The 14,461-nt window shown below is 62.8% G+C and carries 15 protein-coding genes; 8 read left to right on the top strand and 7 right to left on the bottom strand.

Features of this window, described 5'->3' with window-relative positions; genetic code table 11:
* Positions 1-122: 122 nt before the first annotated feature.
* Positions 123-851 (top strand): amino acid ABC transporter ATP-binding protein, encoded by a 729-nt coding sequence (locus Q427_RS26760; RefSeq protein WP_043518563.1) that lies wholly within the window; start codon positions 123-125, stop codon positions 849-851.
* Between the two features lie 36 nt (positions 852-887).
* Here the strand turns inward: Q427_RS26760 and Q427_RS26755 are convergent, their stop codons facing one another.
* The 3 genes from Q427_RS26755 to Q427_RS26745 all read right to left on the bottom strand — a co-directional run bounded on the left by Q427_RS26755 (position 888) and on the right by Q427_RS26745 (position 3,681).
* Positions 888-2,375 (bottom strand): sensor domain-containing diguanylate cyclase, encoded by a 1,488-nt coding sequence (locus Q427_RS26755; RefSeq protein WP_043518557.1) that lies wholly within the window; start codon positions 2,373-2,375, stop codon positions 888-890.
* Positions 2,376-2,528: 153 nt separating this feature from the next.
* Positions 2,529-2,960: a hypothetical protein gene (locus tag Q427_RS26750; RefSeq protein WP_043518556.1), complete on the bottom strand. Its 432-nt coding sequence runs from the start codon at positions 2,958-2,960 to the stop codon at positions 2,529-2,531.
* Between the two features lie 130 nt (positions 2,961-3,090).
* Positions 3,091-3,681, bottom strand: a complete 591-nt coding sequence (locus tag Q427_RS26745) for a histidine phosphatase family protein (RefSeq protein WP_051496753.1) — start codon at positions 3,679-3,681, stop codon at positions 3,091-3,093.
* Positions 3,682-3,859: 178 nt separating this feature from the next.
* Here Q427_RS26745 and phnD point away from each other — a divergent pair, with 178 nt between their 5' ends.
* From phnD to Q427_RS26715, 6 genes are all read left to right on the top strand, one after another.
* Positions 3,860-4,861, top strand: a complete 1,002-nt coding sequence (gene phnD / locus Q427_RS26740) for a phosphate/phosphite/phosphonate ABC transporter substrate-binding protein (RefSeq protein ID WP_043517205.1) — start codon at positions 3,860-3,862, stop codon at positions 4,859-4,861.
* A gap of 87 nt (positions 4,862-4,948) precedes the next feature.
* Entirely contained in the window at positions 4,949-5,767 is an 819-nt protein-coding gene (phnC, locus tag Q427_RS26735; protein ID WP_043517203.1) for a phosphonate ABC transporter ATP-binding protein, read from the top strand.
* Positions 5,754-6,572, top strand: a complete 819-nt coding sequence (gene phnE / locus Q427_RS26730; protein WP_043518554.1) for a phosphonate ABC transporter, permease protein PhnE — start codon at positions 5,754-5,756, stop codon at positions 6,570-6,572. Before phnC ends, phnE (Q427_RS26730) begins: the two co-directional genes overlap by 14 nt.
* The gene (gene phnE / locus Q427_RS26725) at positions 6,566-7,375 is read left to right on the top strand and encodes a phosphonate ABC transporter, permease protein PhnE (RefSeq protein ID WP_043518552.1); all 810 of its coding nucleotides are present in this window, start codon (positions 6,566-6,568) and stop codon (positions 7,373-7,375) included. The genes phnE (Q427_RS26730) and phnE (Q427_RS26725) overlap by 7 nt, the downstream gene beginning before the upstream one ends.
* 111 nt (positions 7,376-7,486) lie before the next feature.
* On the top strand, positions 7,487-7,915 hold the full coding sequence (locus tag Q427_RS26720) for a host attachment protein (protein WP_043518549.1): 429 nt from the start codon (positions 7,487-7,489) through the stop codon (positions 7,913-7,915).
* 108 nt (positions 7,916-8,023) lie between these two features.
* On the top strand, positions 8,024-10,084 hold the full coding sequence (locus tag Q427_RS26715) for a methyl-accepting chemotaxis protein (RefSeq protein WP_043518547.1): 2,061 nt from the start codon (positions 8,024-8,026) through the stop codon (positions 10,082-10,084).
* A 20-nt stretch (positions 10,085-10,104) separates the two neighbouring features.
* On the opposite strand, the gene Q427_RS26710 is transcribed toward Q427_RS26715, so the two are convergent.
* Complete coding sequence (locus tag Q427_RS26710; RefSeq protein ID WP_043518545.1) at positions 10,105-11,031, bottom strand: LysR family transcriptional regulator; 927 nt, start codon at positions 11,029-11,031, stop codon at positions 10,105-10,107.
* Positions 11,032-11,147: 116 nt separating this feature from the next.
* Between Q427_RS26710 and Q427_RS26705 the strand changes: the two genes are divergently transcribed.
* Positions 11,148-11,954: a ferredoxin--NADP reductase gene (locus tag Q427_RS26705; protein WP_197030837.1), complete on the top strand. Its 807-nt coding sequence runs from the start codon at positions 11,148-11,150 to the stop codon at positions 11,952-11,954.
* A 360-nt stretch (positions 11,955-12,314) separates the two neighbouring features.
* On the opposite strand, the gene glnK is transcribed toward Q427_RS26705, so the two are convergent.
* The 3 genes from glnK to Q427_RS26690 form a co-directional block, all read right to left on the bottom strand.
* The gene (gene glnK / locus Q427_RS26700; RefSeq protein WP_043518541.1) at positions 12,315-12,653 is read right to left on the bottom strand and encodes a P-II family nitrogen regulator; all 339 of its coding nucleotides are present in this window, start codon (positions 12,651-12,653) and stop codon (positions 12,315-12,317) included.
* Between the two features lie 156 nt (positions 12,654-12,809).
* Entirely contained in the window at positions 12,810-14,060 is a 1,251-nt protein-coding gene (locus Q427_RS26695; RefSeq protein WP_043518539.1) for an ammonium transporter, read from the bottom strand.
* Between the two features lie 50 nt (positions 14,061-14,110).
* Positions 14,111-14,449, bottom strand: coding sequence for a P-II family nitrogen regulator (locus Q427_RS26690; protein WP_043518559.1), 339 nt, complete (start codon positions 14,447-14,449; stop codon positions 14,111-14,113).
* Positions 14,450-14,461: the final 12 nt, after the last annotated feature.

The following is a 14,461-nucleotide window of genomic DNA, read 5'->3' as shown; positions in this document are numbered from 1 at the left end:
GTTTCAGCATGTCGCGCTATAGCCAGTATCTCGAGCGGAAGCTGCATACCGGCCATAAAAGATAAGGAACGCAAACAATGAATGAACAGGCGACAACTCCCAAGGCCGGCACCGAGACACCCATGGTCGAGATGCGCGGCGTCAACAAGTGGTACGGCGACTTCCACGTGCTGCGCGATATCGACTTCGAGGTCAAGCGCGGCGAGCGTATTGTCATCTGCGGGCCCTCGGGCTCGGGGAAATCGACCCTGATCCGCTGTATCAATCACCTGGAAGAGCATCAGCAGGGCGAGATCGTGGTCGGCGGTATCCCCCTGACCCAGGACATCAAGCGCATCGAGCAGATTCGTCGCAGCGTGGGCATGGTGTTCCAGCACTTCAATCTCTTCCCGCACCTCACGGTGCTGGAAAACTGCTGCCTCGCGCCCATGTGGGTGCAGAAGCAGCCACGTCGCGAGGCTGAGGCGCTGGCCATGAGGTACCTCGAGCGGGTACAGATCGCCGAGCAGGCACGCAAGTATCCCGGCCAGCTGTCGGGTGGTCAGCAGCAGCGGGTTGCCATCGCCCGCTCGCTCTGCATGCACCCCGAAGTGATGCTGTTCGACGAGCCGACCTCGGCGCTGGATCCGGAAATGATCAAGGAGGTGCTCGACGTCATGGTCGAATTGGCCAACGAGGGCATGACCATGCTCTGCGTGACCCACGAGATGGGCTTCGCCAAGACCGTGGCCGATCGGGTGATCTTCATGGATCAGGGGCAGATCATCGAGGAGAACGCCCCGGAACCCTTCTTCAACAACCCCCAGTCAGAGCGTACCCAGCTGTTCCTCAGCCAGATACTGGGTCACTGAGCCGTGCCGGGTTCTGCGCCTGCGGTGCTGACCCGGCTAGATAGTCTCTCTACTTTGCTGCCAGTAGGCCACGACCCGGTTGCGGCCGGCCCCCTTGGCGGCATAGAGCGCCTGGTCCGCCTGAGCCATGGCCAGCGCCTGGCTATGGCTCAGGTCCTGGCCAACGGACAGCCCGGCGACACCGATGCTGATCGAGATGCCGACCTGATGGGATGGCGGCCTTGCCGGCAGACTCTCCAGCGGGAAGGGGGTATCGGCGATGCGACCCCGCAATCGTTCGGCCACCTGCATCACCTGTTGGTCGTTCAGACCGCTGACCACTATGGCGAACTCCTCCCCGCCCAGGCGAGCCAGGCCATCCTCGGATCGTAGCTCCTTGCCCAGCCGTTCGGCCAGCAGCCTCAACAGTGCGTCTCCCGCCGGGTGCCCGTAGGCGTCGTTGATCTGCTTGAAATGGTCGATATCCACCAGCAGCAGGTGGTGTGGTGGCAGCGGCCCCGGTACCCCGCCCAGGGTCTCGGCCAGATGTCGGGTAAGGCCTCGGCGGTTCAGCACACCGGTCAGCTCATCGTATTCCGCTGCAATCATGGCGCGCTCTTCGCCCTGCTTGCGCTGGCTGATGTCGATGACCAGCCCGGCCAGTGCCTCAAGCCGGCCCCTCTCGTCACAGACCACCTCGGTGACGATTTCATGCCATCGAGTGTCACCGTTCTTGCTGATGAGACGCACATCGAGACGCAAATTCTTACTGCCATCCGCCAGGCAGGTGCGCAGCTGAGACCAGAAGCGCAGACGGTCTTCCCTCACGATATGGGCCAGCAACCGTCTTAGCGGCACCCGGGCGTATTGGTCGGGGTAGCCCAGCGTGTTCAACAGGGCGCGGGAACACCATGTCGAGCCGCTATGCGGGTCGACCTCCCAGATGCCGCAGTCGGCCACCTGCTGGAACAGCTCGACCTGTCGGCGGCGGCTGGTGAGCTGATGGCGGTAGATGGCCGATGCAATGAGCTCGGCGGCGACGACCAAGGCTTGGAGTCCGGGACCTTGCCACTCCAGGCGACGCTCGCAGTCATCGATGCCCAGCGTGCCCCACCACTGGCCATCGACCATGATGGGCACCGTGACCATGGACAGTATGCCCTGGCTTTCCAGGTTTTTGAGCAGTGTGCCGTCAGGCAGTTCGGAAGTAATGAAACATTGGGGTTCGCCGCGCTGTCGTTCGGTAACGATGCGCTGATAGACCGGATCGTCGAAGAGCGTCGAGAAGAAGCGAAAACGTTTCTGGGTGAGCTGTCGATAGTGGGGTGCGGCTGCCCATTCGAAGACGTAGTCCTGGACCACGACCTCTTGCTGTAGCTCGAGAAGCTGAAATATCCAGACGCGGCTGGCGCCGGATGCCCGGCCTAGCTCGGCCAGCAGCGTATCGACACCATCCCCCCAGAAGCGCGCACTGATCAGCCCTCGACTGCCGCTGGCTAGGGCACCAAGCAGGCGAGCATCGTCGGGGAAGACCGGTACCGGCATGGCAGTGATCCATCCATCGGGCGGTAACCAATCATAACATGGGTTAACAATCGGATAGCGCAGATGGGCGGAAAGTCCACCAAAGTCGCAGCTGGCAGCGACGTTGGCAAGGCGAGCGCGTACGAGGAAGCCACCACCCAGGAGTCGGATCGGTCAGATGGGGGAACGGGTTGGTTTCAAAGGCTCGGCGGGGCGCGTAATCCTAGCACTTCCCATCACGCTGGCTTCTGTCTCCAGATGGCGTGCCTCGCTGGTCCAGGCAGCATCCTCGGCGTGTACCGCTGGCCGGCGCTCGAACGAACGAGTCATGACATCGCGTGGTGCGAAGCCAGGGCGGGCGTTCAGGTGATGGGGCAGCAGGCACAGTTCGGCGAGCAGGCGCAGGCTCATGGCGCCCAGCACCCAGAGGCCGCCACCGAGGGCCAGGGCCGGCCAGGCCGTGATCCAGCCGGTTGCCGTCAGCCATGGCGTGCGCGGCATCAGCCAGAGTGCGGCCGCGGTCAGCAGCCCGAGCTGAAGCAGCAGGTGGCAGAAAACCAGGGTGCCGCGAGAGAGCGGACGGCGGGGAAACAGGAACTGTTGCATTGAGGGATCCTCCCGTAGCGTGCACATCACGGCACGATGATTCTCACCGGCCTCCATGCCGACAATGCAGAATCCTACCTCAGATGATGCCCGGGCGCAGCCGTTGATGATGGCAATCGTGTCGGGCGGCTCATGACAGCACAGTCAGGCTGGCGGGAGCCAGCGGTTCGCGATCGCGATGCCGGCTCAGCGGCTGTCCCTCGAGCGCCGTCAGCAGTATCTGCAGCGGGTCGCCGTGACTGACCAGGAGCACCGTTTCCCCGCTCAGCGTGTGCTCCAGCGCTTCGATCACCGCCTGCATCCGGCCGGCGACGCTGGCGACGCTCTCCACGCCATGTTCGACGTGTTCGGCGCTGCGTGCATCCAGCGCCCAGATATGGGGGTAGCGGTCGTCCGCCAGGCCTTCGAGGTCACCGAAGTGTCTCTCCCGAAGGCGGGGCTCACGCTGCAGGGGTAGCGCGAAGTGGGACGCCACCCGGGCAGCGGTCTCGGTGGTACGCAGGAAATCCGAATGAAGAATCTGCGTGGGTGTCGGCCAATGCCAGTCGGCGAGAAGGGCGTCGAGCTGGGAGACTCCCTGGGGGGAGAGGCCGAAGGCCGTCAGGCCGCGCTCTGGGGTGCTGATGATGAGCCCCCTGGCGTTGGCCTGGCTATGGCCGTGCCGCATCAGAAGGTAGCGGTTGCGGCGCTGAGTCGAGGCGTTGAGGAATCCGTTTGACATACTATTGTCATACTACCTAGATTAATCTTTAGTTTCGATAATGATCATCACGCACGTTCGTATGTTCGATTTCGATCAGCCATATGGGCGACCAACGGGTGCCCAGCAACGACAGGCACGCTGCAATGAAAGCGTTCTCGAACGTTCCAATAACAACGCACGCAAAGTGAGTCACGCCATGAAAGCACACCGCACCGCTAACAAGCACCCCCTTGCCACGCTGGCTATCTCCTCTCTGCTGCCACTGGCCATGCTCGTATCGGCTCAGGCCCACGCCGACTGCCCGCGCGGTGACCTGGACGACCTCTACTGCGATGAAGACGGCAACATGGTCGCCGACCTGCCTGCCGACGAGTCTGAATGGGCCAACCCCGATACGTTGATCTTTGCCTACACGCCGGTGGAAGACCCGGCCATCTACTCCGATATCTGGCAGCCGTTCATCGATCACCTGGAAGAGGTAACCGAGCGCAACGTGCGCTTCTTCGCCGTGCAGTCCAACTCGGCCCAGGTCGAGGCCATGCGCAGCGGGCGTTTGCATATTGCCGGCTTCTCCACCGGGCCGACACCCTTTGCGGTGAACCTGGCCGGTGCGGTGCCGTTCGCCCTGATGGGCTCCGATGATGGCCAGTTCGGCTATACCCTTCAGGTCTACACCCATGTCGATTCCGGTATCGATGACATGGAAGACCTCAAGGGCAAGCGGGTGGCGCATACTTCGCCCACCTCCAACTCCGGCAACCTGGCACCCCGCGCCCTTTTCCCCGATCTGGGTATCGTCCCCGATGAGGACTACGAGGTGGTCTATTCCGGCAGCCACGACCAGTCGATGCTTGGCGTGGTGGCCCGCGACTACGATGCCGCACCGGTGGCCTCCGAGGTGGTCGAGCGCATGGCCGCACGCGGTCTCTATGATGAGGAGGACGTCAAGATCATCTACGAATCGGACCGTTTCCCGACCACCTCCTACAACTACGCCCACAATCTGCATCCCGACCTGGTCGAGAAGATCGAAGAGGCCTTCTTCTCATTCGACTTCGTCGGCACCGCCCTGGGCGACGAGTTCGAGGGGGTCGAGAAGTTCATTCCGATCAACTATGAGGAGCATTGGCAGGTGATCCGGACCATCCAGGCGGCCAACGACGTGCGCTATACCCGCGAAGACCTGGACCAGGAATAAGCCAGACAATCGGGCTTCCTGTCCAAGCAAGGCATGAGCCCCCGGCCGTTGGCCGGGGGTCGGTTTTCTGCATAGCGAGGTGGGTGAATGCTGGAGATCTCCAAGCTGGTCAAGCGCTACGGCCATGACAAGCCGGTACTGCAGGATCTGGATCTCGTGGTGGAGGGCAGTAGCGTGGTCTCCATCGTCGGTGCATCGGGGGCGGGCAAGAGCACCATGCTGCGCTGTATCAACCGACTGGTGGAACCGACCTCTGGCTCGATCCGGCTCAACGGCAACGAACTGGTCAAGCTGAGAGGGGCAGCGCTTCGGCGGGCGCGGCGCAAGATCGGCATGGTGTTCCAGGGTTTCAACCTGATCGATCGCCTGACCGTGATGGAGAACGTGCTGGCCGGTCGGCTCGGCTACGTCAGCCTCTACCAGGCCATCTCGAGGCGTTACCCCAAGCAGGATATCGAGCGCGCCTTTACGCTCATGGAGCGGGTGGGTATCGCCCACTATGCCAACAAGCGTGCCGACGAGCTCTCCGGTGGAGAGCGCCAGCGAGTCGGCGTCGTGCGGGCCCTGATGCAGGAGCCCGAGATCCTGCTGGCCGACGAGCCGACGGCATCGCTCGACCCGCGCACCTCCGAACAGATCATGAAGCTGCTGCAGAGCCTGGCGAGCGAGCTGTCGCTGCCGGTGCTGATCAATATCCACAATGTCGCCCAGGCCAAGACCTACACCGAACGCATCGTTGGCCTGCGCCATGGCAAGATGATCTTCGACGGCTCGCCGGCCGATTTCACCAAGGATGCTCTGGACGCCATCTATGGCGGCATTGAAGCACCCGACGAGGAGATCACCGAACCGCCCGGTGCCAACCCGAAACAGGGTGAACAGGGGGTCGCTCATGACCAGACCTGACGCTCCCGATGCGACGCCCTTGCCCAGGGCCTGGCGCAAGCCCTCCTTCATCGCCAACCCATTCCTTCGCTATGGTCTGTGGCTGGTGGTGCTGGCCTATCTGGTCTGGGCCTTCGGCAGCCTGCCCTTCAACTGGGAGCGTATCGCCGAGGGCTTGCCGCGGGCGGCGCGGATATTCGGTAGCGGCTTCCCACCCAGCTTCGAGCGCGGGGGCCTGCTGCTCACCGGTTTCAAGGAGAGCTTCCAGATCGCCATCCTGGCAACCCTGCTGGGGGTCGCGCTGTCGATTCCCTTCGCGGTAATGGCGGCCCGGAACATTGCGCCGCTGCCGATTTACCTGTTCGGGCGGGCGGTGATCATCATCTCGCGCAGCTTCCATCCGGTGATCGTCGCCATCCTGTTCGTGGCGGCGGTGGGGTTCGGTCCCTTGGCGGGCGTGCTGACACTGACCCTCTACTCCATCGGCTTCGTCGGCAAGCTGCTGGCGGAGGAGATCGAGGAGATCGACTGGGGGCAGGTCGAGGCGATGAAGGCGACCGGCGCGGGTTATTTCGCGATTCTGGTCTATGCCGTCTTTCCCCAGATATTGCCGCGCCAGGTTGGGCTTTCCATGTACCAGCTCGACAGTAACCTGCGCGCCTCGGCGGTGGTGGGAATCGTCGGCGCCGGGGGGATCGGCGGCACCCTGATGAACGCCTTCGGACGCTACGACTACGACTTCGCGTTCGCCATCCTGTTGATCATCATTGCGGTGATCCTGGTCAGCGAGGGCATCAGCGGCTGGGTGAGGAAGAAAATATGGTAGATCAAACCGACGCCCTCGCCGATCGCATCTGGCAGCGTTATGACCGCAAGGAACGCCTGATCCGTTATGCCGTGCTGCTGGTGACCGTGATGCTGGTCTACTGGGCAGTTCGCGATATCGACATCTTCTGGCCCTGGGTGTGGGATGCGCCGAACCAGATCCAGAATCTGGGGGCACGCATGTGGCCGCCGGATCCGCGCCGGCTGGAACAGATCATCGGCGCCATGATCGAGACGGTGCATATCGCCACGCTGGCGACGATGCTGACGATTTTCGTCGCCCTGCCGGTATCTTATATTGCCGCCCAGAACACCACGCCCAACCGTGCCTGTCTGTGGCTGGGGCGCTTCATCCTGGTCTCCAGCCGTTCGGTGAACACCATTATCTGGGCGCTGCTCTTCGTGGCGATCTTCGGTCCCGGTGTGCTGGCGGGTATCCTGGCGATCATGTTCCGCTCCATCGGTTTCATCGGCAAGCTGATGGGTGAAGCGATCGAGGAGATCGACCGGCGCCCGGTGGAGGCCATGGAAGCCACCGGTGCCTCCAAGCTCAAGGTGATCGCCTATGCCGTCGTACCCCAGGTGATGCCGGCCTTCTTCGCCATCGTCATACTGCGCTGGGACATCAACATCCGCGAGTCCACGGTGCTGGGTCTGGTGGGTGCCGGTGGTATCGGGGTCCTTCTCCAGGGCTCCATCGACACCTTTGCCTGGCCCACTGTGGCCACCATCCTGATCGCCATTGTCATCCTGGTGCTGATTGGTGAAGCCATTACCAGTATTCTGCGGCGCAAGGTGATCTAGGCGTGTGACGCGAGCGGTTTGACCCCGGGGTCCCGCCTTGCCATGTTGAAGGGGGAGGCGGGGCATCGCCCAGGGGGTGTCCTTCCGTCAATCCGTATGTAAGGAGAGGCTATGACAACGTATATCGTGGTGGCCGATGCAGCACGGGCGCGCGTCTTTACACGCGACGCCCTCAAGTTACAGGAGGTGGAAAGCCTCGTGCACCCGGCAGGGAGGCTGCACGAGGGAGACCTGGTGACCGATAGTGGCGCCGACGTGCAGGAATCCAGAGGGCCTGGCTCGCGCTCCTCTTATCGCGAGGATGTAGCCTCCGAGCATGAAGACCAGCTCTTCGCCAAGCAGGTTGCCGAGCGGATCTATCGTGCTCGGGTCGAGAACCTCATGGACAAGTTGATTCTCGTGGCGCCTCCCAAGTTTCTCGGCCTACTGCGTGATGAGCTGGATGCCCCTACCCGCAAGCTGGTCATTCATACCCTCGCCAAGGACCTGAGCAAGTCAGGATTGGAAAGCATTCAGCAAGCGGTCAGCGACATGCGCTGATCGCATACGGACGTTACGCCTCAAGAGTCGGGCGCTCTTGCCGATATCAAGGAGAGCACAGCTGCGGTGTGATGCCGCCGAGCTTATCCTTCTTCAGCGAGAGCGCCCATGTACCTCAAATCGATTCGCCAGTATGTGGTCCTGCTGGCCGGCCCCTGTCTGCTGGCGGTGGTGGCAGCCCTGGTCGTCTATAGTCTGTTCTCCTCCTCCCGCACCCAGCAGACCGTCGAGACGCACACCCGGGGGCTGCTCGAGGGGGCCATCGATGAGCGCCTGGCGGTGCTGGCGGATGCCGAGGCGGGCCGCATTCAGCGTGAGCTGGAGCATGCCCTGACCCTGGCCACACAATTGGCCAGTGCCAATGCGCTGATGGGCCAGCGCGACGACGGCGGTCGTATGGCGCTCTCCATGAGCCGTCGCGAACTCTCCAACCTGGTGCGCCAGACCGTGGTCGAGAACCCCTCGCTGCTCGACGCCTTCATCGGCTGGGAGCCCGACGCCTTCGGTCGTGACGCGCTGTATGCCGATCTTGGTGAAAGTGAGGGCTACGATGGCTCGGGTCGCTTCATGCCCTGGTGGTACCGCACCGACAGTGGCGCCGTCGAGGTGCTGCCGCTGGGCGATACCATGGAGAGCGATACCCTGCTGGCCAGCGGGGTCCGTGAAGGCGAGTACTACCTCTGCCCGAGGGAGACCCTGGCGCCCTGCATCATCGACCCGGCCCCTTATGACTATGGCGGGGAGACCTTGATGGTCACCTCGTTCAACGTGCCGATCCTGGTGGATGGTGCCTTTCGCGGCGTTGCCGGTGTCGACCTCTCCCTGGACTTCATTCAGGAACTGCTGGCCGCCGCCAGTGCTTCCCTCTATGACGGTGCCGGTGAGCTGGCCCTGATCGCCGGCCAGGGCGGTCTGGCGGCCTATACCGCCGATGCCGAACGCCTGGGCATGCCGGCCAGCGATGCACTGGGAGCGGACATCCTGGGCTCGGTGGATCAGGCCCGTGACCAGGGGGCCACGACCAGTGTGTTGCGCAATGGCATGATCGAGCGCTACCAGCCCTTCACCATCGGCAGCAGCGAGACACCCTGGGTGCTGATGATTCGCCTACCTCAGCAGGCGGTGATGGGCGACCTGGGGGCCTTGCAGACGCTGCTTGACGAGCAACGCCGTACCGACACCCTGGGCATGAGCCTGGTGGGCCTGTTGCTGGCGGCCCTGGGTATGGCGGCGCTGTGGATCGTGGGTGGGCGGGCCTCCCGGCCGTTGCGGCTGCTGGCCGACCGCATGCGCGGAATTGCCACCGGCAATGGCGACCTGACCCAGCGGCTACCTGTGAAGGGGCGTGACGAGGGCGCGGAGCTGGCAACGCAGTTCAATGCCTTCGTCGACAAGGTGCATGACGTGCTGATCGATGTGCGTAACAGCAGCGAGTCGGTCCGCCTTGCGGCCAGCGAGATCGCCATGGGTGGCGAGGACCTGTCACGGCGTACCGAGCAGGCGGCCGCCAGTCTCCAGCAGACCTCCGCTTCCATGGAGGAGATCTCGAGTACCGTCGAACACACCTCTGCCTCGTCTCGGGAAGCCAACTCCTTGTCCAAGTCGGCCGCCCAGGTGGCCCAGCAGTCGGGCGAGGCTGTGGGCCAGGTGGTCAGCACCATGGAGGACATCAGTGATGCATCGCGGCAGATCAGCGACATCGTCAAGGTCATCGATGGCATCGCCTTCCAGACCAACCTGCTGGCGCTCAACGCTTCCGTCGAGGCGGCACGGGCCGGCGAGCATGGCCGCGGCTTTGCCGTGGTGGCCGGTGAGGTTCGCCAACTGGCGACTCGCAGCGCCGAGGCATCGCGTGACATAAGAGGCCTGATCGAGACATCCGGCCAGCGGGTCGCCACCGGTACGCAACTGGTCGGGCAGGCCGGTGCGACGATGGATGAACTGGTCGCCAGCGTTAACCGTGTTGCCAGCATGCTGGGCGAGATCAGCGTGGCGGCCAGTGAGCAGAGCGATGGCATCAGCCAGGTCAGCGTGGCCGTGGCGGACCTGGATCGCATGACCCAGCAGAACGCTGCCATGGTCGAGGAGTCGACCACTGCCGCCGAGCGGCTGAGCGATGAGGCCGACCGGCTGGCCGGCGTTATCGGAGGCTTCAAGCTGAGGGAGTGAGGGCGTCTGAAAGGGAGGGGTCAGGGCACCGGCGGCAAGTCGATCTCGTCGCTGCGTTGTATCCCTTCAGTCATCTGGCGACATAGCCGCAGGAATTCGCGCATGCCGGTGGAGAGATACTTGTGACGATGCCAGATGAAGGCGAACTGGCGGCTCAGGTCCAGCTCCGGCGTGGGAATCGGCACCAGGCTGCCGCGTCGGAAGGCATCACGAAGCGCCAGCTTCGAGACACAGCCGATACCGAGCCCCGATTCCACCGCACGCTTGATCCCTTCGGTGTGCTCCAGTTCCAGCAAGGTGTTGAAGCGGCCCCGCCGGTGACGGGTGGCATGCTCCAGGGTCAGGCGCGTGCCGGAACCCTGCTCACGCATGATCCAGTCGGCACGAAGCAGCTTGTCCATGTCCACCTCACCGACGTTGGCCAGCGGATGGCGCGGTGAGCAGAAGACAGCCAGCTCGTCCTCCACCCAGGGCTGCATCACCACGTCCTCATGTTGGCAATCACCCTCGATCAGACCCAGATCAAGTTCGTGATGAACGATCCGCTCGATAATGGCACTGGTATTGCGCACCTGCAGCCGTACCCGGCTATCGGGATGGCGCTGCATGAAATCGCTGATCAACAGGGTGGCCAGGTAGTTGCCGATCGTCAGTGTTGCCCCCACGTCCAGTGAGCCGACACCGCGCTGGCCGCGCAGCAGTTCCTCGATTTCCTCGGCTCGGTCGAGCAGGGCCACGGCCTTGGGCAGCAGCTGGAAGCCCAGCGCATTGAGCTTCAGGCGCTTGCCGATACGATCGAGCAGCTGGCAATCGAACTGCCGCTCCAGCTCCGAGAGAGCCGTGCTGGCCGCCGACTGCGACAGGGAGAGTAGCCGAGCGGCATGGGAGACGCTCTCGTGCTGGGCGATGGCGACGAACACTTCCAGTTGGCGCAGGGTGTAGCGCATGGCATGGCTCCAGGCAGCAATATATTCATATTATAGATATGCTTTATCCAAACTACCCATTTAACAGATATGCTGCGAGCGCTTAGAATTAGTATCAAAGTTAAAGCGGCGATGTTATGCGCCAATGGAATATCAAGGAGCCGGTCGTGAGCAAGTTTGCCCTGGAAGAGGTTCTCAGCGTCCACCACTGGAACGATACGCTATTCAGTTTTCGCACCACCCGTGAGCGCAGCCTGCGCTTCAAGAACGGCCAGTTTGTCATGATCGGCCTGGAAGTGAACGGCAAGCCGCTGATGCGTGCCTACTCCATCGCCAGCCCCAACTACGAGGATCACCTCGAGTTCTTCAGCATCAAGGTCCCCGATGGGCCGCTAACTTCGCGGCTGCAGCATCTCAAGGTGGGCGACCAGATCATGGTCAGCCGCAAGCCGACCGGCACGCTGGTGACCGACGACCTGTTGCCGGGCCGCAATCTCTACCTGCTCTCCACCGGCACCGGCCTGGCGCCGTTCATGAGCCTGATCCAGGACCCGGAAGTCTACGAGCGCTACGAGAAGGTGATCCTGGTGCACGGCGTGCGCAGCGTTAGTGAGCTGGCCTATGCTGACTTCATCCAGAACGAGCTGCCGGCCCACGAGTACCTGGGCGAGGAGATCAGCGAGAAGTTGGTCTACTACCCCACCGTGACCCGGGAAGACTTCCACACCATGGGTCGACTGACAGACCATATCCGCAGCGGCAAGCTGGCCGAGGATACCGGCCTGCCAAAGCTGGATCCCAAGCAGGATCGCGCCATGATCTGCGGCAGCCCGGCGATGCTCGACGAGACCAGTGCCCTGCTCGACGACCTGGGCTTCAATATCTCGCCACGTATGGGCGAGCCCGGCGATTACGTGATCGAGCGCGCCTTCGTCGAGAAATAAGCGAAACGTGGCTGCGCTCGGTCATGAGGCGTTAATAATGGTTCTTCACACTTTGGCGTGAACCTGCTCTGCACAGGCTGCGTTGCGGAAGGGCGGCTCGACGACAGCGACGCAGGCGCTCCTTGTTGGAGCGCTCGGTTCGGCGCTCCGAGTTCCCATCGCGACTGGCGCCGCCAGGCGCCTTGGCGGAGACCGCAGCGCCAGCTATAGCCGCCAACATAGGCAACACCGCTGGCGCGATCTGAAGATGCTCCGACAGCGCGGCCATGACATCCCTTGCCATTTCACGCCAGTCTGCGATGAACCGAAAAAACCCACGGCTCTGTTCGTGGGTTTTTTCATGCCTGTTTTCGGGTGGACTTACACCGCATCCTTGCCGGTTTCACCGGTGCGGATACGAATCACCTGCTCAAGCGGGGTGATGAAGATCTTGCCGTCGCCGATCTTGCCCGTGTTGGCGACCTGGGTGATGGCATCGATGACCTTCTCGGACATCTCGTCATCCACGGCGATCTCAACCTTCACCTTGGGCAGGAAATCGACCACGTACTCGGCACCCCGGTAAAGCTCGGTGTGCCCCTTCTGGCGGCCGAAGCCCTTAACTTCGGTCACGGTAATGCCCTGAACACCGATTTCGGAGAGCGATTCGCGAACGTCGTCGAGCTTGAACGGCTTGATGATGGCGGTCACCAGTTTCATGGTCTTTTCCTCATAATCCAGGTTGGGCTCGCTGGGTGCAGCCCGTCGTAGTGTAGGGTCTCGTTGGGTTCAAGCATACACCGCGCGCTGCAGGAAGAAAAAAGCCCCCTAGGAAGGGGGCCAGGTGGAGCACACCAGCTCAAAGGGTGGGCGTTGTCACTTGTTGGCGATACTGAACTCGGGGTAGGCCTCCATGCCACACTCGGCAAGGTCGACGCCCTCGTACTCTTCTTCCTCGCTGACCCGAATGCCCATGACGGCCTTGAGGATCAGCCAGACAGCCAGGCTGGCAAGGAAGACCCACAGGAAGATGGACAGGCCACCGATGATCTGAGGGCCGAAGCTGGCGTCGCCGTTGGTGAGAGGTACGGCCAGCAGGCCCCAGATGCCGACGACACCGTGAACGGAGATGGCGCCGACGGGGTCATCGATCTTCAGCTTGTCGAGGCCGACGATGGCGGCAACCACGATGGCACCGCCCACGGCACCGATCAGGGTGGCGCCCAGCGCCGTCGGTGCCAGCGGCTCGGCGGTGATGGCCACCAGGCCGGCCAGGGCGCCGTTGAGGGCCATGGTCAGGTCGGCCTTGCGGAACCACACCTTGGCGAGGATCAGGGCGGTGATGACCCCGCCGGCGGCGGCGGCGTTGGTGTTGACCAGCACCTGGGCCACGTTGTTGGCGGAAGCCACGTCCGAGAGCTTCAGCTCCGAGCCGCCGTTGAAGCCGAACCAGCCCATCCAGAGGATGAAGGTACCCAGCGTGGCCAGCGGAAGGTTGGCGCCGGGAATGGCGTGGATGCTGCCGTCCTTGCCGTACTTGCCCTTGCGCGGACCGAGAACCAGCACCCCGGCCAGGGCAGCGGCGGCACCGGCCATATGCACGATGCCGGAGCCGGCAAAGTCGGAGAAGCCCAAACCGTCCAGCCAGCCGCCACCCCAGGTCCAGTAGCCGGACACCGGGTAGATGACACCGGTCATCACCACGGCGAAGGCGAGGAAGGCCCACAGCTTCATGCGCTCGGCGACGGCGCCGGAGACGATGGACATGGCGGTGGCCACGAATACCACCTGGAAGAAGAAGTCGGCGCGCATCGAATAGTAGGGCGCATCGTCGCCACCGGCGGTAACGGCCGCCACGCTGTTCTCGCCGCCGATCAGGAAGCCGAGGTTGGGCAGGATGCCGCCTTCGTTGCCCGAGTACATGATGGTATAGCCCACCAGCAGGTACATGGTGCAGGCGATGGCGAACAAGGCGATGTTCTTGGTCAGGATCTCGGCGGTGTTCTTGGAGCGCACCAGGCCGGCCTCGAGCATCGAGAAGCCAGCGGCCATCCACATCACGAGCACGCCACAGATCAGGAAATAGAAGGTGTCGAGCGCGTAACTCAACTCTGCCAGTTCAATCATTGGAATCTCTCCAGAGCCCTAGGAAATAACTATTTTTTGGCCAGCAGGCATTACACGGCGTCGGCGCCGCGCTCACCGGTACGGATGCGAATCACGTCTTCCAGCGGGGTGACGAAAACCTTGCCGTCGCCGATCTTGCCGCTGTTGGCGGCACTGCAGATGGCCTCCAGCACCCCTTCGAGGCGGGAGTCGTCCACGGCCACCTCGACCTTGACCTTGGGCAGGAAGTCGACCACGTACTCGGCACCGCGATAGAGCTCGGTATGTCCCTTCTGACGACCGAAGCCTTTCACTTCGGTGACGGTGATCCCCTGGACGCCGTTGTCGGCAAGCGCCTCGCGGACGTCGTCCAGCTTGAATGGCTTGATGATGGCGGTGATGAGCTTCATCTCGAATCTCCC

It is taken from the genome of Halomonas sp. BC04 (genome assembly GCF_000568385.1).
This window is presented reverse-complemented; position numbering and strand designations above follow the sequence as displayed.

Excerpts from the sequence above, each read along its gene's own strand:
- Q427_RS26760 (WP_043518563.1), top strand. The coding sequence starts at position 123 with ATGGTCGAGATGCGCGGCGTCAACAAGTGGTACGGCGACTTCCACGTG.
- Q427_RS26755 (WP_043518557.1), bottom strand. The coding sequence starts at position 2,375 with ATGCCGGTACCGGTCTTCCCCGACGATGCTCGCCTGCTTGGTGCCCTA.
- Q427_RS26750 (WP_043518556.1), bottom strand. The coding sequence starts at position 2,960 with ATGCAACAGTTCCTGTTTCCCCGCCGTCCGCTCTCTCGCGGCACCCTG.
- Q427_RS26745 (WP_051496753.1), bottom strand. The coding sequence starts at position 3,681 with ATGTCAAACGGATTCCTCAACGCCTCGACTCAGCGCCGCAACCGCTAC.
- phnD (WP_043517205.1), top strand. The coding sequence starts at position 3,860 with ATGAAAGCACACCGCACCGCTAACAAGCACCCCCTTGCCACGCTGGCT.
- phnC (WP_043517203.1), top strand. The coding sequence starts at position 4,949 with ATGCTGGAGATCTCCAAGCTGGTCAAGCGCTACGGCCATGACAAGCCG.
- phnE (WP_043518554.1), top strand. The coding sequence starts at position 5,754 with ATGACCAGACCTGACGCTCCCGATGCGACGCCCTTGCCCAGGGCCTGG.
- phnE (WP_043518552.1), top strand. The coding sequence starts at position 6,566 with ATGGTAGATCAAACCGACGCCCTCGCCGATCGCATCTGGCAGCGTTAT.
- Q427_RS26720 (WP_043518549.1), top strand. The coding sequence starts at position 7,487 with ATGACAACGTATATCGTGGTGGCCGATGCAGCACGGGCGCGCGTCTTT.
- Q427_RS26715 (WP_043518547.1), top strand. The coding sequence starts at position 8,024 with ATGTACCTCAAATCGATTCGCCAGTATGTGGTCCTGCTGGCCGGCCCC.
- Q427_RS26710 (WP_043518545.1), bottom strand. The coding sequence starts at position 11,031 with ATGCGCTACACCCTGCGCCAACTGGAAGTGTTCGTCGCCATCGCCCAG.
- Q427_RS26705 (WP_197030837.1), top strand. The coding sequence starts at position 11,148 with ATGCGCCAATGGAATATCAAGGAGCCGGTCGTGAGCAAGTTTGCCCTG.
- glnK (WP_043518541.1), bottom strand. The coding sequence starts at position 12,653 with ATGAAACTGGTGACCGCCATCATCAAGCCGTTCAAGCTCGACGACGTT.
- Q427_RS26695 (WP_043518539.1), bottom strand. The coding sequence starts at position 14,060 with ATGATTGAACTGGCAGAGTTGAGTTACGCGCTCGACACCTTCTATTTC.
- Q427_RS26690 (WP_043518559.1), bottom strand. The coding sequence starts at position 14,449 with ATGAAGCTCATCACCGCCATCATCAAGCCATTCAAGCTGGACGACGTC.